This is a genomic window from Arthrobacter sp. efr-133-R2A-120 (genome assembly GCF_030209835.1).
Taxonomy (GTDB): domain Bacteria; phylum Actinomycetota; class Actinomycetes; order Actinomycetales; family Micrococcaceae; genus Arthrobacter.
The window spans coordinates 231,518-255,163 of record NZ_JARVRF010000003.1 but is presented as its reverse complement, the minus strand read 5'-3'; the positions used below and the strand labels follow the sequence as shown (position 1 = coordinate 255,163).

22 protein-coding genes and 1 other RNA gene are annotated in these 23,646 nt (G+C 61.1%); 17 read left to right on the top strand and 6 right to left on the bottom strand.

The window, feature by feature from the left end:
- From QRN52_RS03075 to QRN52_RS03065, 3 genes are read right to left on the bottom strand one after another with little or no spacing between them, the layout of a single operon-like run.
- Positions 1 to 888, bottom strand: a complete 888-nt coding sequence (locus QRN52_RS03075) for a glycosyltransferase family 2 protein (RefSeq protein ID WP_284751300.1) — start codon at positions 886 to 888, stop codon at positions 1 to 3.
- Between the two features lie 18 nt (positions 889 to 906).
- Positions 907 to 1,290, bottom strand: a complete 384-nt coding sequence (locus tag QRN52_RS03070; protein ID WP_284751299.1) for a DUF2304 domain-containing protein — start codon at positions 1,288 to 1,290, stop codon at positions 907 to 909.
- The gene (locus QRN52_RS03065) at positions 1,291 to 2,043 is read right to left on the bottom strand and encodes a glycosyltransferase family 2 protein (RefSeq protein WP_284751298.1); all 753 of its coding nucleotides are present in this window, start codon (positions 2,041 to 2,043) and stop codon (positions 1,291 to 1,293) included.
- 200 nt (positions 2,044 to 2,243) lie between these two features.
- On the opposite strand from QRN52_RS03065, the gene QRN52_RS03060 reads away from it, so the two are divergent.
- From QRN52_RS03060 to QRN52_RS03045, 4 genes are read left to right on the top strand one after another with little or no spacing between them, the layout of a single operon-like run.
- Positions 2,244 to 2,999, top strand: coding sequence for a glycosyltransferase (locus tag QRN52_RS03060; protein ID WP_284751297.1), 756 nt, complete (start codon positions 2,244 to 2,246; stop codon positions 2,997 to 2,999).
- 31 nt (positions 3,000 to 3,030) lie between these two features.
- Positions 3,031 to 4,029, top strand: a complete 999-nt coding sequence (rfbB, locus tag QRN52_RS03055) for a dTDP-glucose 4,6-dehydratase (protein WP_284751296.1) — start codon at positions 3,031 to 3,033, stop codon at positions 4,027 to 4,029.
- A gap of 3 nt (positions 4,030 to 4,032) precedes the next feature.
- Positions 4,033 to 5,457, top strand: a complete 1,425-nt coding sequence (locus QRN52_RS03050; protein ID WP_284751295.1) for a sugar nucleotide-binding protein — start codon at positions 4,033 to 4,035, stop codon at positions 5,455 to 5,457.
- A gap of 12 nt (positions 5,458 to 5,469) precedes the next feature.
- Positions 5,470 to 6,471, top strand: a complete 1,002-nt coding sequence (locus QRN52_RS03045; RefSeq protein ID WP_284751294.1) for a glycosyltransferase — start codon at positions 5,470 to 5,472, stop codon at positions 6,469 to 6,471.
- Here QRN52_RS03045 and QRN52_RS03040 read toward each other — a convergent pair whose 3' ends face one another.
- The 3 genes from QRN52_RS03040 to QRN52_RS03030 all read right to left on the bottom strand — a co-directional run bounded on the left by QRN52_RS03040 (position 6,472) and on the right by QRN52_RS03030 (position 12,679).
- Complete coding sequence (locus tag QRN52_RS03040) at positions 6,472 to 7,659, bottom strand: lipopolysaccharide biosynthesis protein (RefSeq protein WP_284751293.1); 1,188 nt, start codon at positions 7,657 to 7,659, stop codon at positions 6,472 to 6,474.
- Between the two features lie 249 nt (positions 7,660 to 7,908).
- Entirely contained in the window at positions 7,909 to 10,209 is a 2,301-nt protein-coding gene (locus QRN52_RS03035; protein ID WP_284751292.1) for a lysozyme, read from the bottom strand.
- 553 nt (positions 10,210 to 10,762) lie between these two features.
- Positions 10,763 to 12,679: an S-layer homology domain-containing protein gene (locus QRN52_RS03030; RefSeq protein WP_284751291.1), complete on the bottom strand. Its 1,917-nt coding sequence runs from the start codon at positions 12,677 to 12,679 to the stop codon at positions 10,763 to 10,765.
- Between the two features lie 193 nt (positions 12,680 to 12,872).
- On the opposite strand from QRN52_RS03030, the gene QRN52_RS03025 reads away from it, so the two are divergent.
- The 13 genes from QRN52_RS03025 (at position 12,873) to ssrA (ending at position 23,147) form a co-directional block, all read left to right on the top strand.
- The gene (locus QRN52_RS03025; RefSeq protein ID WP_284751290.1) at positions 12,873 to 14,096 is read left to right on the top strand and encodes a TadA family conjugal transfer-associated ATPase; all 1,224 of its coding nucleotides are present in this window, start codon (positions 12,873 to 12,875) and stop codon (positions 14,094 to 14,096) included.
- Entirely contained in the window at positions 14,096 to 14,947 is an 852-nt protein-coding gene (locus QRN52_RS03020; protein WP_284751289.1) for a type II secretion system F family protein, read from the top strand. Before QRN52_RS03025 ends, QRN52_RS03020 begins: the two co-directional genes overlap by 1 nt.
- On the top strand, positions 14,944 to 15,873 hold the full coding sequence (locus QRN52_RS03015) for a type II secretion system F family protein (RefSeq protein ID WP_284751288.1): 930 nt from the start codon (positions 14,944 to 14,946) through the stop codon (positions 15,871 to 15,873). The genes QRN52_RS03020 and QRN52_RS03015 overlap by 4 nt, the downstream gene beginning before the upstream one ends.
- 129 nt (positions 15,874 to 16,002) lie before the next feature.
- The gene (locus QRN52_RS03010) at positions 16,003 to 16,266 is read left to right on the top strand and encodes a hypothetical protein (protein ID WP_284751287.1); all 264 of its coding nucleotides are present in this window, start codon (positions 16,003 to 16,005) and stop codon (positions 16,264 to 16,266) included.
- Between the two features lie 3 nt (positions 16,267 to 16,269).
- Positions 16,270 to 16,692 (top strand): TadE family protein, encoded by a 423-nt coding sequence (locus tag QRN52_RS03005; protein ID WP_284751286.1) that lies wholly within the window; start codon positions 16,270 to 16,272, stop codon positions 16,690 to 16,692.
- Positions 16,673 to 17,191: a hypothetical protein gene (locus QRN52_RS03000; RefSeq protein WP_284751285.1), complete on the top strand. Its 519-nt coding sequence runs from the start codon at positions 16,673 to 16,675 to the stop codon at positions 17,189 to 17,191. The genes QRN52_RS03005 and QRN52_RS03000 overlap by 20 nt, the downstream gene beginning before the upstream one ends.
- Positions 17,192 to 17,202: 11 nt before the next feature.
- The gene (locus QRN52_RS02995) at positions 17,203 to 17,658 is read left to right on the top strand and encodes a hypothetical protein (RefSeq protein WP_284751284.1); all 456 of its coding nucleotides are present in this window, start codon (positions 17,203 to 17,205) and stop codon (positions 17,656 to 17,658) included.
- A 66-nt stretch (positions 17,659 to 17,724) separates the two neighbouring features.
- Positions 17,725 to 18,840 (top strand): peptide chain release factor 2, encoded by a 1,116-nt coding sequence (prfB, locus tag QRN52_RS02990; RefSeq protein ID WP_284751283.1) that lies wholly within the window; start codon positions 17,725 to 17,727, stop codon positions 18,838 to 18,840.
- Between the two features lie 163 nt (positions 18,841 to 19,003).
- Entirely contained in the window at positions 19,004 to 19,768 is a 765-nt protein-coding gene (gene ftsE, locus QRN52_RS02985) for a cell division ATP-binding protein FtsE (RefSeq protein ID WP_284751282.1), read from the top strand.
- Positions 19,765 to 20,679 (top strand): permease-like cell division protein FtsX, encoded by a 915-nt coding sequence (ftsX, locus tag QRN52_RS02980; RefSeq protein ID WP_284751281.1) that lies wholly within the window; start codon positions 19,765 to 19,767, stop codon positions 20,677 to 20,679. The genes ftsE and ftsX overlap by 4 nt, the downstream gene beginning before the upstream one ends.
- 2 nt (positions 20,680 to 20,681) lie before the next feature.
- Complete coding sequence (locus tag QRN52_RS02975; protein WP_390279117.1) at positions 20,682 to 22,106, top strand: peptidoglycan DD-metalloendopeptidase family protein; 1,425 nt, start codon at positions 20,682 to 20,684, stop codon at positions 22,104 to 22,106.
- A 64-nt stretch (positions 22,107 to 22,170) separates the two neighbouring features.
- Positions 22,171 to 22,641, top strand: coding sequence for an SsrA-binding protein SmpB (gene smpB, locus QRN52_RS02970; protein ID WP_028264808.1), 471 nt, complete (start codon positions 22,171 to 22,173; stop codon positions 22,639 to 22,641).
- A 137-nt stretch (positions 22,642 to 22,778) separates the two neighbouring features.
- Positions 22,779 to 23,147, top strand: a transfer-messenger RNA (tmRNA) gene (gene ssrA / locus QRN52_RS02965).
- Positions 23,148 to 23,646: the final 499 nt, after the last annotated feature.

The following is a 23,646-nucleotide window of genomic DNA, read 5'->3' as shown; positions in this document are numbered from 1 at the left end:
TCACTTTCCAAATGCATGGCGGAGCAGGGAGGTGACGGGCTCCACACCGCCATGCGAAGCGGCCCGGGGCAAAAGCAACAGGGCGTGGGCCCGCGATGTCAACCGGAAAGCCGCGGCACGGGCAGCAGCGGGCCAGCCTTTGTCCCTGCAAAGTCGACCTGCGAGCCCGAAGTAGGTGCGCTCACCGTCAAATCTTGTACCGTCCACGAGTTTGGCCGACGAGGCGCTGTGGATGTGTCGACGATAGGCGAAACAGACCTCCGGCTCGATGAGCAATTCGGCGCCTGCCAACACCATATCCATGACGAGCGCCAGATCCTGTATGACAGCCAACCCGTTCCGGAAGTCGAAGTCCTGGATCCTGTCCCGGCGAAATGCCAGTGAAGGCCAGTAGAGCCAGTCGCCGTGCAGGAGGCTAACCGCCAAAGGCTCGCCCCTGACAATTCGTTGGCCGGTGCCCTTTGGTTTGACCAAGCGCTGCTTGACGACGTCGGCGAGAGGTTCGGCAGTCTGCCCATTCTCATCGATGACAGTTACACCAGGCTGGATGATCCAAGCCTCAGGGAACGACTCGTGGGCCCCGAGGACAACATCCACGAAATTCGGAAGAAGCTTGTCGTCGCATCCCATGACCACTAGGACGTCCTGCGTCGCGAGCGACACACAAGTCCTGAAGTTCTCGGTGATGCCCTCATTCACGTCCTTGCGGATGTATTTGATCCTCGCGTCGCCAAGGCCTTCAACGTAGCGTCGCACCTCGTCATCCGGATATGCATCATCCACGACAGTCAGAAACCAGTCGCTTGAGTTTTGCGCCAGGACGCTGTCGACAGCCTGTTTCATCAAAGCTGCATCGCCCCAGTATGGGATGAAAATGTCCAGTGCCATGGGGAGCTGTTCGCGTCCTTATTTCGAGGTGGTGGTATTTGAGGTGTCGCCATTCGCGGGGTTAGCGGCGGCTTGCTGCTCTACGAGGGCTCGCAGTATCGCGACCTCTTCGGCGAGTGTGCGCGTCTCGTCTTCGACGACGGATATTTCCCATGACAGGTGCAGACAGACACCCAATAGGAGCAAGATGCTGATGATGAACAGGAGGTTGGAGGGCAGTTGCACTCCGACGAACTGCGTCACGATTGTCAGCAGGCTGGGGAAGGCGGCCAGTATGAGGGTGCCTGTGCCCACGACCAGCCATAACGCGGCGTACTTTTCACGAAGTTTCTTACGCCGGAGCATCTCCACGACGACGCCGACAATTGCCAGGGAGAGAATGAATGCGGCTAGGTTGCCCATTTACGAAGTCCCCTCAACGGCAATGTGACCCGATGTGATGTGTGACCTTTTGCGGGTCAATGCGAACAAGAGGGCAAACACAGATCGCCCGAGGTAGATTGCGGCTTTGAGCGGGTTGTGGCTGGGTGTTCCGCCTTGGCGGGGACGCATAGCCACGGGGATCTGGGTCACGCTACAGCCTGAGCGAATGGCGACGACGAGTGAGTCGATGGTGTCGCCCAGGTATTCGGCCGGATAGTGGTCGAGGTATTGGCTGATGGCACGTTCATTCGCTGCGCGGAAACCCGATGTCACATCCGTTAGCCTCGTCTTGGCGAGTCCTGATATGACCTTTGCGAGGAACTGCATGGCCCATTTGCGCGGACCGCTGACTTTGTACGCTCCCTTGTCCGCGAACCGCGCTCCGATTGAGATGTCGGCATGGTTTAGCCCTGCCAGTACCTCTTCGATGTGCTCTGGATCGTGCTGGCCGTCCGCGTCGACCTGGATAACCCGGCGGTAGCCAGTGCGCTGGGCGTACTTGAAGCCGGCCCGCATTGCCCCGCCGACGCCGAGATTGAAGGGAAGGTTAAGGACAGTGGCGCCCGCAGCTGCTGCGAGCTCCGCTGTGTCGTCCGTGGAGCCGTCGTTGACAACCAGGACGTCGTATGCGCGTCCCACTCCCAGCACTTCTCGAACGGTATCGCCCACAGACTCGGCTTCGTTCCAAGCGGGCATGATGACGAGGACCCGCGTCGAGTCATGAGTTTCCATAGGTCTCCAATATATCAACGGCCTGCGAATTGCTTCGCGGGATCCTGGCTGGTCCGCGCCAGTTGCCTTAGTCGATGATCCTATCTTTCATTTTCGCGGTCGTTACGTCCTGCGCCGATCATGAGGGCCGGCAGTCCTTATCGAGAGGCATGACGAAGACGGGATCCTTGCGAACACCGGAGTCCCATAGAGTGTTGTGCATGAACGATGCGACGATGGCGGACGGGCGCGAAATCCGTGCAAGTATCTGCATGGCCACGTATAAGGGAACAAGTTTTGTTGGAGAGCAGATCGCCTCGATTCTCAGCGAACTCGGGCCCAACGACGAGGTGGTCGTCGTCGATGACGCGTCGCCCGATGACACAGCCGACGTTATCGGGAGCATCAAGGATCCGCGCGTCCGCCTTGTGAGGGCATCCTCGAACAAGGGCTACGTCCGAACGTTTGAAGAAGCCGTGGGCCTGAGTGTCGGAAAATTCGTCTTCCTTTCGGATCAAGACGATGTCTGGATTCCCGGTCGTCTCACCAAGATGTTGCAGGCACTTGATACCCATAAAGTCGTGGCCAGTAACTTTGACGTTCTTGGCGGGGGACCCCGGCCTTGGATTCCACGGTTGCGCTCCACTGATTCTGGCCGTCATCTGGCGAACCTGTTCGCCGTGCTTGTCGGCTATCGCGCATATTACGGTTGCGCGATGGGATTCCGCCGGGACGCCGTCGGGCTCTTCACACCCATCCCCAGCTATGTCCGCGAGTCGCACGACCTGTGGCTGGCTATATGTGGCAACGTCGCAGGCTCCATAGCCCACCTCGACGATTCCACGGTCTATCGGCGGCTCCACGACGAAAACCAGACCCCTGCGGGCTGGCGATCTTTGTCGAAGATCGTCAAGGCGCGGTTCATGCTGGCCAGGCTAATGCTTGAAGCCTTCCGAAGGACGCGGCGACGGTTCTAGGCACGATCCCCACGTTCGGTAGGCTGGTTCCATGCAGAAACTCCTTGTCACCGGCGGCGCCGGCTTCATCGGTTCAAACTTTGTCCACTACGTCATCGCCAACACGGACCACCATGTCACGGTGCTGGACAAGCTCACCTATGCCGGGAACCTGGAGTCGATCACGCACCTGCCGAGCGAGCGGCTCACCTTCGTGCACGGGGACATTGCGGACCCGTCCGTCGTCGAGCCCCTCGTCGCGGCGAGCGACGTCGTGGTCCACTACGCCGCGGAATCGCACAATGACAACTCCCTGCATGACCCGCGCCCGTTCCTGGACACCAACATCATCGGCACGTACACGCTGATCGAGGCCGCCCGGAAGCACGGCAAGCGTTTCCACCACATCTCCACCGACGAGGTCTACGGCGACCTGGAGCTCGATGACCCGGAACGGTTCACCGAGAACACCCCCTACAACCCCTCCAGCCCGTACTCCTCGACGAAGGCCGGTTCGGACCTGCTGGTCCGGGCATGGGTGCGCTCCTTCGGGCTGCAGGCCACGATCAGCAACTGCTCGAACAACTACGGCCCGTACCAGCACGTGGAAAAGTTCATCCCGCGCCAGATCACCAACGTGATCGACGGGATCCGCCCGAAGCTCTACGGCAAGGGCGAGAACGTCCGCGACTGGATCCACGCGAACGACCACTCCTCCGCCGTGCTGGCGATCATCGACAAGGGCCGGATCGGGGAAACCTACCTGATCGGCGCGGACGGCGAGAAGAACAACAAGGACGTCGTGGAGCTGATCCTCTCGCACATGGGCCAGGACAACGACGCCTACGACCACGTCGTGGACCGCCCGGGCCATGACCTGCGCTACGCGATCGACTCCACGAAGCTGCGCACCGAGCTGGACTGGAAGCCCGAGTTCTCCAACTTCGAGGCCGGCATCGAAGACACCATCAAGTGGTACCGCGACAACGAAGCATGGTGGCGCCCGCAGAAGGCCGAAACCGAAGCCAAGTACAAGGAACAGGGCCAATAGACGATGTCGATCGAGTTTTCCAAGCAGCTCAGTGCCCGCGAAACACCGATTCCCGGCGTCGTTCTTTACGAGCTTCCCGTCCACGGCGACAACCGCGGTTGGTTCAAGGAGAACTGGCAGCGCGAGAAGATGCTGGCCCTGGGCCTTCCTGACTTCAAGCCGGTTCAGAACAACATCTCTTTCAACGAAAAAGCCGGTACCACCCGCGGCATCCACGCCGAACCTTGGGACAAATTCATCTCTGTGGCCACGGGCAAGATCTTCGGCGCCTGGGTGGACTTGCGCGAAGGGCCATCGTTTGGTGCCGTATTCACCGCCGAGCTGGATCCGAGCCAGGCAATTTTCATCCCCAGGGGTGTGGGCAACGCTTTCCAGACCCTGGAAGACAACACTGCTTACACCTACTTGGTCAACGACCATTGGAGCGCTGACGCCCAGGGCCAGTACACCTTCCTGAACCTGGCCGACGAGACAGCGGCCATCGACTGGCCCATCCAGCTCGAGCGGGCCGAGCTTTCTGACAAGGACAAGGCCCATCCGCGCCTGGCGGATGTGCGGCCGATGGGCCCTAAGAAGACGCTGGTTCTGGGTGCCAACGGCCAGCTCGGCAAAGCCCTTCGGGAACTGTACGACGGCGATGCCTCCGTTGAGTTTGCCGGCCGCGCCGAGTTCGACCTCAGTTCCCCGGATGCGATCGAGCAAAGGAACTGGAAGAACTACTCCGCCGTCATCAACGCGGCCGCTTACACCGCCGTCGACGCGGCCGAAACCCCGGAAGGCCGCCAGGCCGCCTGGGAGACCAACGTCGCTGCCGTCGCTCGTCTGGCACGGGCCGCCGTCGAGCACGACCTGACGCTCGTGCATGTCTCCTCCGACTACGTGTTCGATGGCGCTGCTGACACCCATGGGGAAGACGAGCCAGTCTCGCCGCTGGGCGTGTACGGGCAGACGAAGGCCGCCGGCGACGCCGTGGTCAGCGTCGTTCCAAAGCACTACATCGTGCGCACCAGCTGGGTCATTGGTGAAGGCAACAATTTCGTCCGCACCATGGCGTCCCTCGCAGCGCGCGGGATTGAACCCTCCGTGGTCAACGACCAGATCGGCCGCTTGACCTTCACCGAGGATATCGCCGCGGGAATCAAACACTTGCTCGACTCCAAAGCCAGCTACGGCACGTACAACCTCAGCAACGCCGGTGAGCCGCAGTCATGGGCTGACATCGCCGCCGACGTCTACGAGCTCAGCGGCGCGGCACGGGATTCCGTCACAGGCGTCACCACCGAAGAGTACTTCCGTGGCAAAGCCGCCGCTCCACGCCCGCTCAACAGCGTCCTGGACTTGAGCAAGATCCGGGAAGCGGGATTTGAGCCGCGGTCCGCCCGGGAAGCTCTTGACGCCTACCTCGCCACCAGTCCCGCGATCGGCTAGCGGCTGACCGAGATGGCTTATGACTCTTCCTCATTCGGTGTGGTGGCCCTCGCCGCATACCGTCCTGACTGGGACCTTTTCCGTGCCCAGCTCCGGTCTATCCAGGATCAAAGCCACACCGATTTTGTCTGCCTGATCTCCGCCGATGGGGGCGACCAGGAAATCGCCGAATTTGTCAGGGCGGAGCTCAACGACGATAGCCGGTTTCGGGTCCTTGGATTCCCTGAAAGACTGGGGTTTTACGGTAACTTCGAGAGGGTTGTTCAAGCTGTTCCCCCTGAAGCGCAGTGGGTGGCGCTGGCGGACCAGGATGATCGGTGGTACCCCTCCAAACTCGCCACGCTTATTCCTCAGCTGAATGATGTGGCGCTGGTTTCGGGGCAGGCCAGGGTGGTCCGAAATCCCGGGCATGAGGTTGTGGCTGATTCCACAGCCCGAAAGAACGTTCCCTTTAGCGCGTTGGTTGCCCAAAACCAAGTGACCGGAAGCCTTTGCGTCTTCCGCAGGGAACTTCTCGATCTGGCGCTTCCCTTTCCGCGGCTGGAAACCATCACGCAGGTCCACGATCATTGGCTCGCAGTGTGCGCCGCGGCCACCGGTGGTGCCCTGGTGGTAGAGGACGTGCTGCAGGACTACGTCCAACACGGCGGAAATGTCCTTGGGGAGGTGGAAGACCACCGAGGCATCCTGTCATCGTGGCGGCACCTTGCGTCGATGTCGAAGAAATACCATGGCAGCAAGAGCCTGCTAGCGATGCTGCGCACATCCAACGATCTCAGCTTTGGGTGGCGCCGGACCATGATGGACTGTCTGAAGGCCCGGGTTGCCATTAGTTCCGCGGACGTGGAGACCGGTCTGTCGGCCTTTTCCAGCGGTCATGCGTGGAGGCCGACGCTGAGGGTGTTGTGGTCAGGCTTGCGCAGTGGGGACATCGCGCCGCCATGCCTGCTGGAATTCGTAGCGGGTGCTCCGGCGGAGCTCTTCGTCAACGGCTTAGGAGCTCGAAGCCGCTAACTAAGGAGCGGTTGGGCCGGTGCCTGGATCCTCCACGGACTCAGGCACCGGCTTCAACGCCTGCTCCCTGAAGTGTCGCCGTACGGCCATCACTTGATAGGCGGCCACGACAACCTCGGACAAACCGACGGCCCACGCCACGCCCGAACCCCCGTACAGTGCCCCCATGGCGAACATCAGGGGAACGTTAAGAATGGCGCCCAGCGCCGTCGATTTGGCCAGGATGGCGCCTTCGCCGAGCGGTATGAGACATGCCAGGCCGACGACTTGGGCTACCAACACGGCCGCGAAGATCAAGCCAAAAGGAATGCTCAATGCGTATCCGACGGTGATCTCGCCCCGTGAGAAGATCGGGCTTGCCCACGGGATCAACACCGCCAGAAGCACCCCGCCCAGGGCCCCGACAGCGGGGACAAACTTGGCCACTAGTTGGATGCGTTCCATGCTGCGGGCTCGCCCAGATTCGGGAATCCAGCCCTGCACAACTTGCAGCACCGGCCCAAACCCTGCCACGGCAAATCTGAACAGCTTGTCCGTGAGGGCGTAGAGGGGGACCGCCGGCGGGACTACGAGCGAGACTGCGATCATCGGCAGATTGCTGTTGATGGTTCCGGTGCCTGCAGCGATGACGCCAAATTTTTGGTTCCGAAGCCGTTGCATGGCGGGCACAAAGCCCAAGTTCATCGTGAGCGGTGTTTCATGTCCCCCCTTCGTGGCCGCCAGAGCTCCGACCGCGACGGCGATGACGTTAAACGCAAGCAGGCTGCCGGCAAACACGATTGCATAAGGGAAGAATTGCAGCAGAATCACGCCGGTGATGACGCCTAGTCCCTGGGGGAGCACATCGAAGAACAGAAGGAACCACGGCTTGGCCTGGCCGATGAAATACCAGGAGGCGCCGAGGAATGGCATCAAATAGGCCAGTGAGGCAACCGCGGCCGCCACGGGATCGACCCGCGTCAACAGAAGGAGCACGAAAAACATCACTGGCGCTGCGAAGAGGAACAGGTAGAGCCGGCTGACCACCGAATTCAAGAACATTTGGGGCCGCCGTGCTACCGGGGTGGAGGCGACCATGGCTGCCCCGACGGTTCCCCAACCGAACGCGACGACGACGCCGAATATTGCCGCCGTCGCTTGCGCCACTGCCAGTTCGCCCCATATCCCTGGACCCAAAGTCGATATCACAAAAGGAATGGCAAGGAGATTTACGGCAGTTGAAAACAAGAGCGACGTTGCAAAGCCTCCGAATCGGCGCAGCAAAGCAGAAGCGGGCTTCGAAGCCACGGATATTCCCCGTTCGTGTCGGTATTTGCACTTGGCCGATCGGCGCGGCTCATTGGCCGAACAGAATCTTACCTTGGGTATGCCGGCCTCACCGACAGCGTACGCACTGTCGAAGCTTGGTGGCGGCCCCGCAGTGGGGCCGCCACCACACTAGAACGTGATGTTCGTGCAACCCAGGAGCGTGTTTCCCAACGAGAAGGGAGACGTAGCTATTCCATGCGCGCATACCCTGTAGGTGCCCCGTTGGAGGATGTTTGTCGACAGCGAGAAGCCATGGTCTCCCGTGGTCTTCATCGCCGCGTTCACATCGGGCCTTGGCAGGTTGGCGATGATGGGGAAGTACTTTTGCTGGGTGTCTGGCTGTGTCACGTAGACGTGCACCTCAATTGATGCGCCGGTGGTCGGGTCCATGGCCCATCCGGAGGCGGTAAGGGACGTGACGCCGTTCGTTGTCGAGAGCTTGACCGAGTCCAGAAATCCGACGGGCTTGGCACTGACTCCGACCGTCACGGACTTGCAACCGAGCAGGGCGTTTCCTGGAGCGACGGGGCTAAGGGCGATGGCCCAGGAACAGACCCGGTACGTGCCCGGTGCGCTAAGTGGTATGTCCGTCTGGTATCCATGGTCCCCGGGGACCTGAAGAACCTTGTTCACGTCCGGTCGCGGCTGTGAAGCCGTGATCTTGTAGAGCTGGGTGGTTCCGTCCGGTGATTGTACGTAGACGTGCACCGCAATTTGCCTGGTGGTGTCTCCGTAATCCAGGGCCCAACCGCGCGTGGTCAGCGAGGCCGTGGTGCTGGTCGTCTTGAGATCCACGGAGTCAAAGGACCCGACCGGCAGGGCTGCCGCAGCGATGGTGAAAGACTTACACCCCATGTCCGAGTGCAGGTACTGGCCCACGGCGTAGAAGCAAATGCGGTAGGTCCCGGCTTTTGTGATGTTGATGTCCTGCTGGAAGCCGTGGTTGCCTCCAATGCCCAAGACCTGATTCACGTCAGGACGGGATGCATTGGCTGGCACTACGTAACCCGTGGTCGTTCCGTCGGGTGCGGAAACATAGGCGTGGGCGGCCGCCGTCGACGATGTGTTGCTCATGTCCACTACCCAGCCGCGAATCCTGAAGCTCACCTTGTCAGGTGTACGGACTTCGTAGGCATCATCGACGTTGCCGATGGGTGGTTCCGCTCCTACGACTGAGATCGTTTTGCATCCCAACCCAACGTTGGTGAATTTTCCAATGGCGTAGACGCAAACTTGGTAGTTCCCCGATACGGTCACGGGGATTTGTTGGTCGAAACCGTGGTTGTCTCCGAGACCTAGTGCTTGGTTTACATCCGGTCTATAAGTTGTGGCCGGGATCTTGTAGAGCTGTTGCGAGCCGTTCGGGGCGGTGACGTAGGCGTGTGCTTCGGTAGTGTTTTGCGGTAATCCGGCGTCCGCGGCCCACCCCCTGACTCTTAGAGAAGCGGCCGTGTCGGTTCGCTCCGCGGTGAGGCTATCAAACGATCCTTGCGGCGTCGTGCCCGCAAAGACTGCGAGCGAGGCGTATGAGCCGTTCCACACGTTCGAATCCCCCTGGAACGGGCCGGTGCTGCTGTACTGCCACATGCTGAATTGGTTCCAGCTGGCCGGCAAAACGCCCGGCGAATTGCCTGGGGAAGAGGGGTAGGAAGCAATCCACAGCGGATATGCACTGAAGGAAGCCGAGTTTCCCGTGCATCGAGCCCACCAATCGGTAGTGCTGTAAATAACGGGATACCGGCCGGTCAGTGCTTGTATGGTGTTCCCGAAATCCGCTATCCAGCTGCTCATTTGCGCACCTGACATGCCATAGCAAACGTCGCCGAAGTAGAAGCCGCCGATGGTTTGGCCCTCATAGGGGTTGTATTCGATGTCCAGGACCGGCGGGAGTGTGTAGCCGTCAGGGCTCCACCCTCCACCGTTTGCTACGAAGTACCTAGCCTGGTCTGCCCCCGAGGACCAGTTCGGAATGGCGAAATGATACGCGCCACGGATCATTCCGACGCTGCGTGAGCCGGCGTATTGCTGGGAGAAATTCCCATTGACGTAGTAGTTGCCCTCCGAGGCTTTCACGTAGGCGAAACGTGAGCCTTGGTTCCACTGGGATGCCCAATCGACGTTCCCTTGATACGCGCTGACATCCTGCCCAGCGACGCCGAACGACGGAGACCAGTGTCCGGTGTCTAGTGCCATGGAGAGAGTGCCTGCCACGGTACGGGACCCCATGGGTGCTGCACTTGCCGGTTGGTTCTTGTCAGCCAAGACTCGCGGCGACCGCTGGCCCATTTCGGCTCCACCGCTGGGAATCGCCTGGAGCATGGCGCGCTTCATCGCGTCGCCGATGATCGGAGTGCTGCCGGGCATCGCTGGCATTGCGACCGGCGAAGGTGTGGTGACCGGCGCCGTCGTCTCTGCAGCGGAGTCGGTCAACGGACTTAGCGCACTTGCTGGAGCAGGCGGCCTAGGAGCAGGGGAGCCGCCAGGAACCGTCGGAGATAGGCCCGGTTTCGTACCCGCAGTTGTTTCTGCTTTCGTGGCTTGCGTCTGTGCTGAAGCAGCGGAGATCGCGCTTTCCGACGGAGTGGCCCCGGCCACGGTGAGAGTCAAGCCGAGCGCGATGCCTAGTGCGACGCCAGTGCGCGCGACGGGGAATCGAAGTCCCTTTACAGCGGTTGTTCGTTTCATTTTCAATTCCGGCAAGGTGCCGCTCAATTGAGGGCACATGGTGATAGCTTGCGACTGCAGCTCCAGCAACTAACGCTTCTGCAGTGCACCATAAGGCCAGCTCCTAACCGGGACACCATAGCATTCAGGGGCAGGAGTGACCAGAGTTTTATGTGGTGCTGGTGTGACTAGTGGCTGAACAGTTATCCAACGACTGGACCAACATTGGCGCCACTGTGCGTCCATCCGAACCTGGGGTCCTCAAAGTTAGTCGGTTCACAGCGCCGGATGGGCTAACCGGCGCCTGTGGCTGTAGTCCTCAACGACCGATTCTGGCGTTGTAGCGGTACATGAACGCAGCCATGGCGTCGCGGTTGACAGGGTTCAGCGGCCGGAAGGTGCCATCGGCGTATCCGGTCGTGATGCCGGTCGAGGCCAGCCACGTGATTTCGAGGTAGAACGGGGTAGCCGGGGTGAGATCGGTGAACGGTGAGGCACCGGGCGGGGTGTATGCGGGTTTGCCGGCAAGCCGGTAGAGGAATGCAGCCATGGCATCGCGATTGACAGGTTCCGAGGGGCGGTAGGTGCCGTCGGGGTATCCGGTGGTGATGCCGGTGGAGGCCAGCCAGGTGATTTCCTTGTAGAAGGGTGAAAGTAGTCCGATGTCCCTGAACGGAGAGATAACCGGCGGGATGAAGAAGGGACTTCCCCTGAGGCGATAGAGGAAAGCAGCCATTGCTTCGCGCGTGACGGGTTGGACGGGGCGGAACGTACCGTCGGGATAGCCCGTGGTGATGCCGTTGTATGCCATCCACGTCACTTCTATATAGAAGGGGTAGCTGCCGGGGACATCGGTGAACGAAGGCGGGCTCGAAGAAGAAGTGAAGGCTGTCAAACCTTGAGCGGTGCCGAGCCCGGTGGGCCCGTCGTATCCGTAGCCGGCGGTGCACAGATAAGGCACGGTGCACGTCCCGTTCGCACCGTTGGCAACATCATTGAGCGCCCACGGTGAGCTGTAGCCAAGCTGGGCAGGGGAGATTCCCGCAGGCGTGGGGCCCGCGAGGGCGTACGTGGCTGCGATGACGGGGGCGGCAGCGCTGGTTCCGCCAAAGACCATCCACCCGCTCATCCCGTTGCTGGGGGTGCTGTCGTAGACAGCGACGCCGGTGCTCGGGTCGGCAACTGAGGCCAGATCGGCGACGGTGCGGTTGGGACAGCCCGTGTCGTGCTGCCAGGCCGGCTTGGGCTCGTAAGCCGAGCACCCGCTGCCCGGACCGGCCGCGCCGGATCCGGTGGCCCCCCAAGCTCGCTCGGTCCAGCCCCGCACCTTGCTTGTGTCGAGGGTCAGGGTGGTGCCCCCAACCGCGACGACATTGGGGGAGGAGGCTGGATAGTTCACCGAAGGCGGTGCGGTGGTGTTCGTGTAGCCGTTGTCGCCGGAGCTGGCCACGAGAGGGATCCCGGGGTGATTGAAATAGGCGGCGTCGAACCGGGTGATCCCGCTGACCTCCGGCCCCCCGAAGCTCATTGAGACAGCACTGGCACCCAGATTGACCGCGGTATTGACCGCAGTGCCCAGATCGGTGAGGGAATTGGATGTGGCCTCGACGAGCAGGATGTTGCAATTGGGACAGGCCGCCGAGACCATTTGGACATCGAGGGACGCTTCCTGGGCCCACGCCGCGTTGGGGGCCGGCAGGGAGGTTCCGCCGTTTTGGTTTACTTTCCGGAAGCACCCCGAGGCTGAAGAACAAGGAAGCTGCCCGTACCTCGTCCGGTAGACAGCCAAATCCGCCTCGGCAGTCGGGGCATCATACGGATCGACTACCGCTACGGTCCTGCCGGTGCCGGCGGTGAGTGAGGGCAGCTTATAGGCGGACTGCAGGTCTGCCGGCCCGTACCCGGCGGGGAGAAGCTGCCCGGCAGCCAGGGGACCAGCGACTTCGTCGTCGATTTCCGCATGGCATGATGCGTAGCCCGGGGGTGCGTCGCCGCATACCCGCGAATGTCGGTGCCCCTTCAACCGTGCCATGGCCTGGGCAGCCGGCGTGGGGTCAGGGGGCGAGACTGATGCCGACGATGTTCCAGGAAGGGGGTCGCTTGAACTCTCTTCTGCTTGCGCAGGCGTGACAATCGCGGACAGTACCATCAGTACCATCAGTACCGCGGCACCGGTCACCAGGCGGGGCCTGCTGAACCAGCGGCCGCGGGGATATCCGCGCGGTGTTTTCGGCATGAGATCCTTCTTTTGCCCTGATAATTGGGGTCTGGAGTGGCCAGAGATTCACGTGTTTCTGGTGTGACTTGCGGATAAGACAATTATCCACAGGTCCCTCAAAATGACTTGGTCTCAGCTTGTAACCTCCCCTACTTTTAACCTTGTTGAAGGTTTTCCGCAGCGCGTGGGCGCATGCTGCATTGGGGGGAAAATGGAGGCTTTGCGCATCGTCGAGGATGAAGTCCGCGAGCTGATTCGTCGGCGTGGACTGGATCCTTTGAGCCAAGCAGTCGAAGTTCACCGGCTCGTCGAGGCCGCCGTGAATGACTACGATGAGCGGGCGCTTCTCGGCCCCTTGCCTCCTTTGGGACATTTGGACATTGCGCGCAAGTACGTGTTCGACGCCGTTGCCGGCTTCGGCCCGCTCCAGCCGCTTCTGGATGACCCCACCATCGAAGAGGTCTGGCTCAATGCGCCGAACGAGGTTTACGTTGCCCGGAACGGCGAATCCGAACTTACCTCGATCAGCCTCACGGAGCAGCAGGTTCGCGACCTCGTTGAACGGATGCTTAAGAGTTCCGGGCGCAGGCTGGACCTCTCGTCACCCTTCGTGGACGCGGCCCTGCCCGATGGCTCCCGGCTCCACGTAGTCATTCCCGATGTCACCCGCCGCCATTGGGCTGTCAATATCCGCAAATTCGTGGTCAAGGCGACCCGGCTCGAGCATCTGGTGGAGCTGGGGACGTTGACGCCTGGGTCAGCCCGATTCCTGGGAGCCGCGGTGGCAAGCGGACTGAACATTCTCGTCTCAGGAGCCACCCAGGCCGGAAAGACCACCATGCTCAACTGCCTGGCAGCCAATATCGGCTCCCGGGAACGGGTCATCACCGTCGAAGAGATCTTTGAACTCCATTTCCCGCTGCGTGACGTCGTTGGCCTCCAGTGCCGCCAGCCAAACCTCGAGGGTCAAGGCCAAATTCCCTTACGCCGGCTCGTCAAAGAGGCTCTTCGCATGCGGCCGGATCGTCTCGTGGTGGGGGAGGTCCGGGAAGCCGAAAGCCTGGACATGCTTATTGCGTTAAATTCGGGCCTGCCTGGCATGTGCACCGTCCATGCGAATTCCGCCCATGACGCCGTGACCAAGATTTGCACTCTGCCTCTGCTGGCCGGCGGGAACATTTCGAGTGCGTTCGTCGTTCCGACGGTGGCATCCTGCATCGACCTCGTGGTCCATTGCAGCCGCCACGCGGACGGTCGCCGGCAGGTCACGGAGGTCCTTTCGCTGGGGCGACGCGTGGAGAACGGCATCATTGAGTCGTCCAAGGTATTCGCGATGCAGGATGGCAGACTCCAACCGACGTCGAATTCCATGCCGGCCGCAGAGAAATTCGCCCGGGCAGGTTTTGACGTCGCCGCGCTCCTGGAGCACTACTGATGGCGCCGCTGCTGGGGGTTCTCTGTGGCCTGGGGGTGTTTCTCATCTGGTGGTCTGCATGGGAACACCCGCTCGCCGTCAAGGAGCCAAAACCGAAACGCCTTGAGTCTCTGTTGCTCATGGCCGGGATCGAAAAGGTGAGCGGCGGGGGATTCATCGCATCGTGCCTCGGATTGGGTGTATTCACCACTTTGGTGATCTACGTCGTGACGGCGTCCTTTTCGATTGCGGCGTGCTTCGGCCTGTTCGGTGCGTGGCTTCCCTTGGCCGTTGTCAGCTGGCGGGCGCGCAAGCGGACCGCCATGCTACGGGAGCTCTGGCCCGATGTGGTCGACCATTTGCGCTCGGCAATCCGTGCGGGACTTTCGCTGCCCGAGGCGCTTGTCCAGCTCGGTGACAAGGGCCCAGAAGAGTTGCGTGCCCTTTTCCGAGAGTTTGGTGCGGATTACCGTTCCGGCGGCCATTTCGATTCGGCGTTGAACAAGTTAAAGGACCGCTTGGCCGATCCCGTCGCCGACCGGATCATTGAGGCGCTCAGACTGACGCGCGACGTGGGTGGATCCGATCTCGGCCGACTACTGGGAACTCTCGCCGAGTTCCTCCGTGAGAGTGCGAGGACCCGCAGTGAGCTTGAGGCGCGACAATCGTGGACCATCAACGGAGCGCGCTTGGCCGTTGCCGCCCCATGGATCGTCCTGATGCTGCTGGCCAGCAGGCCGGAAGCTGTCGCCGCCTACAACTCCGCGGCCGGAGTCAGTGTGCTGGGAGGCGGATTGTTGGTCTCGGGCTTCTGCTATTGGGTCATGCTGCGCATCGGCGCCCTTCCTGAAGATGAAAGGGTGCTGCGTTGACTGCCCCGGCCGTGTTCTGCGGACTTCTTCTGGGAGCCGGATTGTGGCTCATCTTTGTCCGCATGCCGTTTATGCGGGCCATTCCCTTCGCGGGGCGCATCGAGCCGCAACTCCGGTCCCAGAACATTGAATCGCGGCTGCTGTCCACAACCCCGGACGTTGCACCGTTCGGCCCTTTGGAGCGCATTCTGCGGCCGGTGTTCCGGGACGCCCTCCGCTACTTGGCGAAGTTCAACCTGGGCACCACTTCCCTCAACAGGAGGCTGGCAAGGGCCGGCTCTGGAAAGTCCGCGCTGGACTTCCGCGCGGAGCAGTTGCTGTGGGCGGCGGCGGGCTTTGCCACAGCGATTGTTCTGGTGGTCATGGGTGCGACCGCGGGCCGGTTCAGTCCGGGGCTTGCGGTCGTCTCGGTCCTGGTTTGTGCACTGGGAGGGTTTCTTTTCCGGGACTACATGCTGGGGGTGCGGATCAAACGAAGGGAAAGGCGGATGCTGGCGGAATTCCCCAGCCTTGCCGAACTGATGGCCCTCGCGGTGGGCGCGGGGGAGAGCACCAGCGGTGCCCTCGATCGAGTGTGTCGCACGGCCCGCGGCGAATTGGCGAAGGAATTTGCCTTGGTATTGGCGGCCACGCGGGCCGGCACGCCCCTGGTCGAAGCCTTGCACGAGTTTTCGGGACGAACCGAGCTCGGCCCGCTTGTTCGGTTCGTGGATGGAATCGTCGTTGCCGTCGAACGCGGTACTCCTTTGGCTGATGTTTTGCGGGCCCAAGCTGCGGATGTCCGCGATTCGGCCAAGCGAGAGTTGATGGAATCGGCGGGTCGCAAAGAAATCGCCATGATGGTGCCGCTGGTTTTCGGCGTCCTGCCCCTCACCGTGATCTTCGCCGTCTATCCCGGTTTGGCCGCGCTGGATCTTGGCTTCTGATGGCGGTTTCCAACAAGCCTTTTCATGTCCATCACATCGGCATTCGCTTGAATGCCGAAAACAAAGAACTGCACGGATATTCGTAACGGATTCCGGCACAACGAAATGGGGGAAAATTAAATGGGGAAAATGAAAAAGCTTGGACGTCGGGCCTTGCCCGCTTCAGGACTTTTGCTGTGGCAGCTGCGGACTCTCCTGCCGTCCAGATCAGCCGATGGAACGCCTTCGGACAAAAGGCCGGCCCCCGGCGACGATCATCCCGCGCGAGGCGACGTACCCGGATGGGTCATGATCACATTGATGTCCGCCGCACTTGTAGCCGGGCTGCTGGCGCTGGCAGGCCCGGCTCTTGAGGGACTCTTCAACCAGGCCATGAGCAAGGTCGGAAAGTAGTCCATGCCGTTCCGCACCAGGGGAGCGGAAGATGGCAGCGGCATCGGTGCCGGCAGCGGTGGTGAACGTGGCTCCGCCGTCGTGGATTTTGTGCTCGTCGGCGGGCTGTTGACGATGTTTTTCCTCGCCGTCATCCAACTGACCCTCGTGTTGCACGTGCGCAACACCCTTATTGACGCGGCCTCGTCCGGTGCCCGTCACGGCGCCCTCGCCGACCGGACACCGGCCGATGCACGTGAGCGCACCGCAGACCTGATCGAAACGGCGCTGAACGCAGACTTTGCCCGGGACATCTCGACGTCGGAGGCTAGTTTCCGAGGAATCCGTACCTTGGAAGTGACGGTCCGGGCACCCTTGCCCGTCATCGGGCTGATAGGACCCGGAGCGGCGCTGGAGGTGAGCGGGCATGCTGCGACTCCCGGCTGATCCTGGCCGTGCCGTGCTCGCCCGCTTCCGGGAGGCGGCCTGCCTGCCACTCGCGGAGAACCGGGAATCTACCGGCCCGGCATGTGCTTCTGAGCGGGGAAGCGCAGTGGTCGAGTTCATCCTGCTGTCCCTTCTGCTCATGGTTCCCGTGGTCTATTTCATCGTCACTATTGGACAAATCCAGGGCGGCTCGTTCGCCGTCGTGGGGGCAGCGGACCAAGCCGCGAAGGTCTATGTCATGCAGAATGACACCTCCCAGGGGCGGGTCGCCGCTGAACAGGCCGTCCTTTTGACCCTTGCCGACTATGGCCATTCCGCGGAGCGGGCATCCGTGGACGTCGCGTGCGATCGCAGCGATTGCGGGTCTGCCGGTGCTGCGGTCACCGTTACCGTCAGGCTCACGGTGCCGTTGCCGATGGTGCCCTTTGGAGACACTCTGAATCTGGACGCCGCGAATCTGAGTGCGTCGGCTACGCAAATCGTCGGGCGGTTCCGGTGACAGACCTTCCCATGAGCACGCGGTCCGGTAAATCGGAACGGGAAGCCGGCCATTTGATGGTCTTGACCATCGGTTATGTCGTGATTGCGTTGTTGCTGTCAACGGTCGTTGCTGCGGCCTCCGCCATCTACATCGAACATAAGAAGCTCCTCTCCATGGCCGACGGAGCTTCGGTCGCAGCCGCGGACAGCTATTCCCTCGGCCAGGTAGACAGCAGCGGTGAAACGCCCTCGGCCGTCCTGAACAGCGGGCGGGTGCGAAGCGTTACCGAGTCATACCTCAGCCAAAACGGCGCCCATTCTCGGTTCGATCAACTTGCCGTCGCACCGGGTACTGGTAGTCCGGACAGCACCACGGCCGAAGTTGTGCTGAGCGCGGTTGCCCATCCGCCCGTGGTCAGCTTTCTGCTTCCCGGCGGTGTTCCGATCGAAGCGCGGTCCACCGCACGTTCCCGGCTGACCCGCTGAATTCCAAGCGTCACACGTCCAGCCCCGTGCCAAGGCCGCCAGCGGATGGCGTACTCTGGAACAACCATGGCTCAGATTGACTTTCCCGCAGAAATTCGCGCGCTTCGCTCCACCTACCGCTCCATCGAACAGGTTTCCGACGTCGAGAAGCTCAAGGAAGAGATCGAAGAACTGAGCGAGCAAGCTGGTGAACCGAATCTCTGGGACGATCCAGCCTCCGCGCAGGTCATTACGTCCAAGTTGTCCCACCGGCAGTCGGAACTTGAACGGTTGAACAGGCTGACGGGCCGCATCGACGATCTCGAGGTTCTTGTCGAACTCGGCCAGGACGAGGACGACGACGACTCCATGGTCGAAGCCGCCACGGAACTCGAATCAATCCGCAAGGCCCTCAAGGAACTTGAAGTGGTAACCCTGCTCTCGGGCGAATACGACGAACGTGAAGCCGTCGTCACGATTCGTGCGGGCGCCGGCGGTGTTGACGCGGCAGACTTCGCCGAAATGCTCATGCGCATGTACTTGCGCTGGGCGGAACGCCATGGCTACCCGACGACCGTGATGGACACCTCGTACGCCGAAGAGGCCGGCCTCAAATCGGCCACTTTCGAGGTCAAGGCGCCGTACGCTTTCGGTACCCTCAGTGTCGAAGCCGGGACGCATCGGCTTGTCCGCATCAGCCCTTTCGACAACCAAGGGCGCCGGCAAACGTCTTTTGCCGCCGTCGAGGTCATCCCGCTCATTGAGCAGACCGACTCGATCGACATTCCGGACAATGAGATCCGCGTCGATGTTTTCCGTTCTTCCGGTCCTGGCGGGCAATCCGTCAACACGACCGACTCCGCAGTACGGTTGACCCACATCCCCACGGGGATCGTCGTCTCCATGCAGAATGAGAAGTCCCAGCTGCAGAACCGCGCAGCCGCAATGCGCGTGCTGCAATCGCGGCTCCTGCTCCTGAAAAAGGAGCAGGAAGATGCTGAGAAGAAGGCATTCGCAGGTGACGTGAAGGCATCGTGGGGCGACCAGATGCGTTCGTATGTGCTCAATCCGTACCAGATGGTCAAGGATTTGCGGACTGAACACGAAGTGGGCAACACGTCAGCGGTGTTCGACGGCGACATCGACGACTTCATCGACGCGGGCATTCGTTGGCGCACGGGAAACCGGAACGCCGAAGGGTAACGGCGCCTGCGCTGATTGAGCGACACACCGTACCAAGCCCGCGATTCCATCGCAGAGCGTGCGTATAGTCGAAGAGCCGGCGCTCAACTTCCCCCAACGAAAGCCCGTGCGCTGGCGGTTGGACTGGCCGAACGTGGCATGTCCGGCGGGGTTCTGAAGAGTCATGATCCGATTTGAGAATGTCACCAAGGTCTACGACCCCAATGCCCGTCCGGCGCTGGATGCTGTCAACCTTGAGATTGACCGTGGAGAATTCACCTTCCTCGTCGGGGCCTCGGGCTCCGGCAAGTCGACGTTTCTACGACTCATTCTGAAGGAAGACCGGGCAACATCCGGTTCGGTCTACGTCGCAGGCCAGAACGTAGCCAACATCTCAAGCTGGCGGGTCCCCAAGCTTCGCCGTGGAATCGGCGTCGTTTTCCAGGACTTCCGCTTGCTGCCGCAGAAGAATGTCTTCGCCAACGTGGCCTTCGCCATGCAGGTGATCGGCAAAAGCCGGAGCATCATCCGGGAGACAGTTCCGGAAGTGCTGAAGACTGTCGGGCTTGAGGGCAAGGAACGCCGCATGCCCCATGAATTGTCCGGTGGTGAGCAGCAGCGCGTGGCCATCGCCCGCGCCGTGGTCAACCGCCCAGGCATCCTGCTGGCAGACGAACCCACCGGAAACCTGGACCCCATTACTTCGATGGGCATCATGGGCGTGCTCGACAAGATCAACCAGAACGGCACGACTGTGGTCATGGCAACGCACGACGACGACATTGTGAACGAGATGCGCAAGCGCGTGGTAGAGCTCCGGAACGGAGTAGTGGTCCGTGATGAGGCAAAGGCCCTCTACACTTCGATGATTCCGGTGGTCGGAGAGTCCCGGCGAATGAAGGACGCGAGCGATGCGGAAATAGACCGCGCGCAGGGGGTCCAGCAGTGAGGCTCGCTTTTATCCTGGGCGAGATCGGAAGCGGCCTGCGGCGGAACCTGTCCATGGTGATTTCCGTCGTCCTGGTGACTTTTGTCTCCCTCACCTTCGTCGGCGCGGCCGGCATGCTGCAGATGCAGATCAACCAGATGAAGGGTTACTGGTACGACAAAGTCCAGGTTGCCATCTTCCTCTGCAACGACTCCTCGACATCGACCGGATGTGCTTCGGGCGCTGTCACCAAAGAGCAGCAGGACAACCTCGCGAAGATGCTCGATTCGCCGGCGGTCAAGCAGTACATCAACGATTACCAGTTCGAGTCACAAGCCGATGCGTTCAAACACTTCAAGGAACAGTTCTCCAACTCTCCGATTGTTGATTCGGTAACCCAGGACCAGCTTCCTTCGTCTTTCCGGATTAATATGAAGGACCCCCAGAAGTACCAGATCATCAGCGAGACATTCTCGTCCCAGGCCGGGGTGGAGACCGTGAGCGACCAGCGCCAGGTCCTTGAACGAATCTTTGAGTGGATGAACGGCGCCTCCGTGGCGGCAATGGTGGTCGCCGGAGTCATGATCTTCTGCGCCGTCCTGCTCATCACCACAACCATCAGATTGTCCGCGTTCAGCAGGCGGCGGGAGACAGGCATCATGCGCCTCGTTGGTGCATCGAAGACCGTCATCCAACTGCCGTTCATCCTCGAAGGCGTCATCGCCGCCGTCGTGGGCGCAGTCCTGGCCTCCGGCACCCTGTGGCTGGTGGCCCAGTTCTGGCTCAATGGAGACTTGTCGCAGCAGTTCCTGAACACTCCGTTTATTTCCTCGACCCAGGTACTCGTGATTGCTCCGGTCCTGATAGCGTTGGGCGGCGGCCTGGCCGGGATCTCTTCACTCCTGACCCTCCGTCGATATCTCAAGGTGTAGCCATGAAGAGCACTGATCCCGAGCGAACAGGACAGCCGATGCCCCGGAAGTACCACGCTGCCATGCGGATGCGCATGGTTAGTGGCCGTGCCAAGGTTGCCGGCTCTGTGCTTGCCATCGTGCTGGCTGCGAGTTTTGGAACAGCGCCCGTGGCACACGCGGATGACCTCGATGACCAACAGGCCGCCCTCAACGCGGAATCGGCGCGCGTGCAGCAGTCGCTGGAATTCGTTGATGCCAATATCGCCAAGGCGGCTGGCGACCTTGTGGTGTACCAAGGACAGCTTCCGGGAGCGCAGCAGGCACTTCTCGAAGCCCAGGGCAGGGTTGCTACTGCGGTGAAGGAAGCTGATGCCCTGGCGGCGCGCGTGGATCTGGCTCAGCAGAGTAAAGCCCAGATCACCCAGCAGCTGGAAAACGACAAGCAAAAGATTACGGATACCAAGAAGCTCATCGGTCAGATCGCGGCGCAGGCATATAAATCCGGCGGCGTTCCCACGAACGTTGCCTTGTTGTTCGGATCGAACGACGGCGGCAACCTCACGGAAACCATGGACCTCGCCAACCAGGCGATGCGCAGCCAGAACGCCGCGATGACGAAACTGACGCAGCAGAGCGCGACGAACGTGAACTCGCAGGCCCGGCTCGCCGCCGTCGAGCAGGAAATCCGCGATCTCAAGGCGAAAGCAGACGCGGCACTTGAGCGTGAAAAGGTAGCCCGCGATGACGCCGCTGCCAAGAAGGCACAGGTGGACAAGCTCATCTCCGACACCACCCGTCTCAACGCCCAACTTCAAGCGGCCAAGCCCGGAATCCAGGCCCAGCTCCAGCAAGTGAAGTCGATGCAGGACGCCGTCGCCGCGGAAATCTCGGAGCGGGACCGCAAGCTGCGCGAAGCATGGTTGGCCGAACAACAGCGGCTGGCCGCAGCCGCTGCAGCCGCCGCCCAGGCGCAGGGCCAGGCCCCGCAGCCCTACGTCCCGCCGGTGAGCAATCCGCGCGGCAACTTCGGCTTGATCCACCCGGTACCTGGGAACATTCCCATCACTTCAGGGTTCGGTTGGCGCGCGACGCCGCCCGGAACCATCGATTTCTACGGCCAGGGCGGTTACATGCACACGGGCATCGACTTCGGTGCCCCTTGCGGAACGCCCGTATACGCAGCCGCAGCCGGCACCGTGTTTTCGGCAGGCTGGGGCAACGATGGTGGTGGCAACCGTGTCAAGATATCGCACGGAGTCATCAATGGAGATTCCCTGACTACGGTTTACTACCACAACACCAGCGTGGTGGTTTCTTCCGGGCAGCAGGTGAGTCAAGGCCAGCTCATTGCATATTCGGGTACCACGGGTAACTCCACCGGCTGCCATGTGCACTTTGAAACCTGGGTGAACGGGCAGGCTGTTGACCCGATGAACCTTCTATAGCCCACACGACAAGGTTCTGCTGGCGTAGACTAGTGTGATTCTTCGACAACCAAGGAGTTCTACCGTGCCCAAGGAAAGTGGCCGTAAGGTAGTGGCCACCAATCGCAAGGCTCGGCATGACTACCACATATTGGATACCTATGAGGCCGGCATTGCCCTCATGGGAACCGAAGTAAAGTCCCTGCGTGAAGGCCATGCGTCCATGGTCGATGGCTTCTGCACCTTCTACAATGACGAGTTGTGGATGGAGGGCATCCATATCCCTGAGTACAACCAGGGGAGCTGGACCAACCACGCGGCGCGCCGCCGTCGGAAGCTGCTGCTTCACCGCGAGGAGCTCAACAAGATCTCCGGCAAGATCCGCGAGACCGGGCTGACAGTAGTGCCGCTCCAGCTGTACTTCCTGGACGGACGAGCCAAAGTAGAGATTGCCTTGGCTCGAGGCAAGAAGGATTACGACAAGCGCCAGACCTTGCGCGAGCAGCAGGACAAGCGCGAATCCCTGAGGGAACTGCGTGAGCGCAACCGCCGCTGAGTTCGGCGAATACGGTCGGCAGTCGAAGTGTGTCCCGGAATGTCCGGGCGCCGCGATGCGTTATGATGATTAACCCGGCGGGTTTTAGGCGGTCGCTTTAGGGCGGGCTTCGTCTGCGGGGATTGATAACAAAATACGGGGATGATCGGTTTCGACGATGTTAGTCGCGACAGGTGAAGCGGGCCGAGGATGCAGAATTATCTCGTAAACGCTGTCTGCAAACCAATAAGTGCCAATTCTAAGCGCACTGACTTCGCTCTTGCTGCCTAAGCAGTAAGACAGTCCGTCAGCCCGAGGTTGCTATTGCCCCGGATCCTGGCGTCATTTAGATAGCCACTGCTGCTTGCCTTCGTCATCGAGGCGAGCGGGACTCTTAGATGACTGGGCCCGGATCAGCTACTTGTTCGCAGGATAGCTGGGGCCGAGAAAATCCGACGCGAACTGCGCCCGGAGAAGCCCTGACAACACGACATCGGACGGGGGTTCAATTCCCCCCATCTCCACTTTTTGTGATGAGTCGAGACATCCTTCACGGGTGACTCGACTCATCGGTAACACCCCGGTCTCTGACCGGGGTGTTTTTCTTTGTCTGGGTTGGTGGTCCCGGGCGGGGTTTCGCCACTCCAACCTGGTCTCAGTGGTTCGGACTCCGGGCTGCCGGCTCGTCATCCGAGCTGTCGACGCCGTTCGGGGGGCTTCCGGGTTCCCCGCCGGGATGTTTGGTGCCGGGTTTGCGATCAACCAGCCTTCGTCGCTGGTGTCCAAAGACCATCACGACGGCTACCAGTGCGGCCCCGACAAGGACCATCACGACCCAAATCCATTGTTGCCCGTCCACGTTCGCCCCAATCTCAGCCCGTTGGCTGGGTGCTGCGTTGTGCTACGAAAGGCCCTCGCTCCGTCGGCCCACGCTGGGAGGACAGGCCCGGTAAGGAGTCAGTCTTTCTCCTGATGGATTGCGTAGGCGATACACCGACCCCGGTTTTTGGAATGTGGGTAGTCCAT

Excerpts from the sequence above, each read along its gene's own strand:
- QRN52_RS03075 (WP_284751300.1), bottom strand. The coding sequence starts at position 888 with ATGGCACTGGACATTTTCATCCCATACTGGGGCGATGCAGCTTTGATG.
- QRN52_RS03070 (WP_284751299.1), bottom strand. The coding sequence starts at position 1,290 with ATGGGCAACCTAGCCGCATTCATTCTCTCCCTGGCAATTGTCGGCGTC.
- QRN52_RS03065 (WP_284751298.1), bottom strand. The coding sequence starts at position 2,043 with ATGGAAACTCATGACTCGACGCGGGTCCTCGTCATCATGCCCGCTTGG.
- QRN52_RS03060 (WP_284751297.1), top strand. The coding sequence starts at position 2,244 with ATGAACGATGCGACGATGGCGGACGGGCGCGAAATCCGTGCAAGTATC.
- rfbB (WP_284751296.1), top strand. The coding sequence starts at position 3,031 with ATGCAGAAACTCCTTGTCACCGGCGGCGCCGGCTTCATCGGTTCAAAC.
- QRN52_RS03050 (WP_284751295.1), top strand. The coding sequence starts at position 4,033 with ATGTCGATCGAGTTTTCCAAGCAGCTCAGTGCCCGCGAAACACCGATT.
- QRN52_RS03045 (WP_284751294.1), top strand. The coding sequence starts at position 5,470 with ATGGCTTATGACTCTTCCTCATTCGGTGTGGTGGCCCTCGCCGCATAC.
- QRN52_RS03030 (WP_284751291.1), bottom strand. The coding sequence starts at position 12,679 with ATGCCGAAAACACCGCGCGGATATCCCCGCGGCCGCTGGTTCAGCAGG.
- QRN52_RS03025 (WP_284751290.1), top strand. The coding sequence starts at position 12,873 with ATGGAGGCTTTGCGCATCGTCGAGGATGAAGTCCGCGAGCTGATTCGT.
- QRN52_RS03020 (WP_284751289.1), top strand. The coding sequence starts at position 14,096 with ATGGCGCCGCTGCTGGGGGTTCTCTGTGGCCTGGGGGTGTTTCTCATC.
- QRN52_RS03010 (WP_284751287.1), top strand. The coding sequence starts at position 16,003 with ATGAAAAAGCTTGGACGTCGGGCCTTGCCCGCTTCAGGACTTTTGCTG.
- QRN52_RS03005 (WP_284751286.1), top strand. The coding sequence starts at position 16,270 with ATGCCGTTCCGCACCAGGGGAGCGGAAGATGGCAGCGGCATCGGTGCC.
- QRN52_RS03000 (WP_284751285.1), top strand. The coding sequence starts at position 16,673 with ATGCTGCGACTCCCGGCTGATCCTGGCCGTGCCGTGCTCGCCCGCTTC.
- QRN52_RS02995 (WP_284751284.1), top strand. The coding sequence starts at position 17,203 with ATGAGCACGCGGTCCGGTAAATCGGAACGGGAAGCCGGCCATTTGATG.
- prfB (WP_284751283.1), top strand. The coding sequence starts at position 17,725 with ATGGCTCAGATTGACTTTCCCGCAGAAATTCGCGCGCTTCGCTCCACC.
- ftsE (WP_284751282.1), top strand. The coding sequence starts at position 19,004 with ATGATCCGATTTGAGAATGTCACCAAGGTCTACGACCCCAATGCCCGT.
- QRN52_RS02975 (WP_390279117.1), top strand. The coding sequence starts at position 20,682 with ATGAAGAGCACTGATCCCGAGCGAACAGGACAGCCGATGCCCCGGAAG.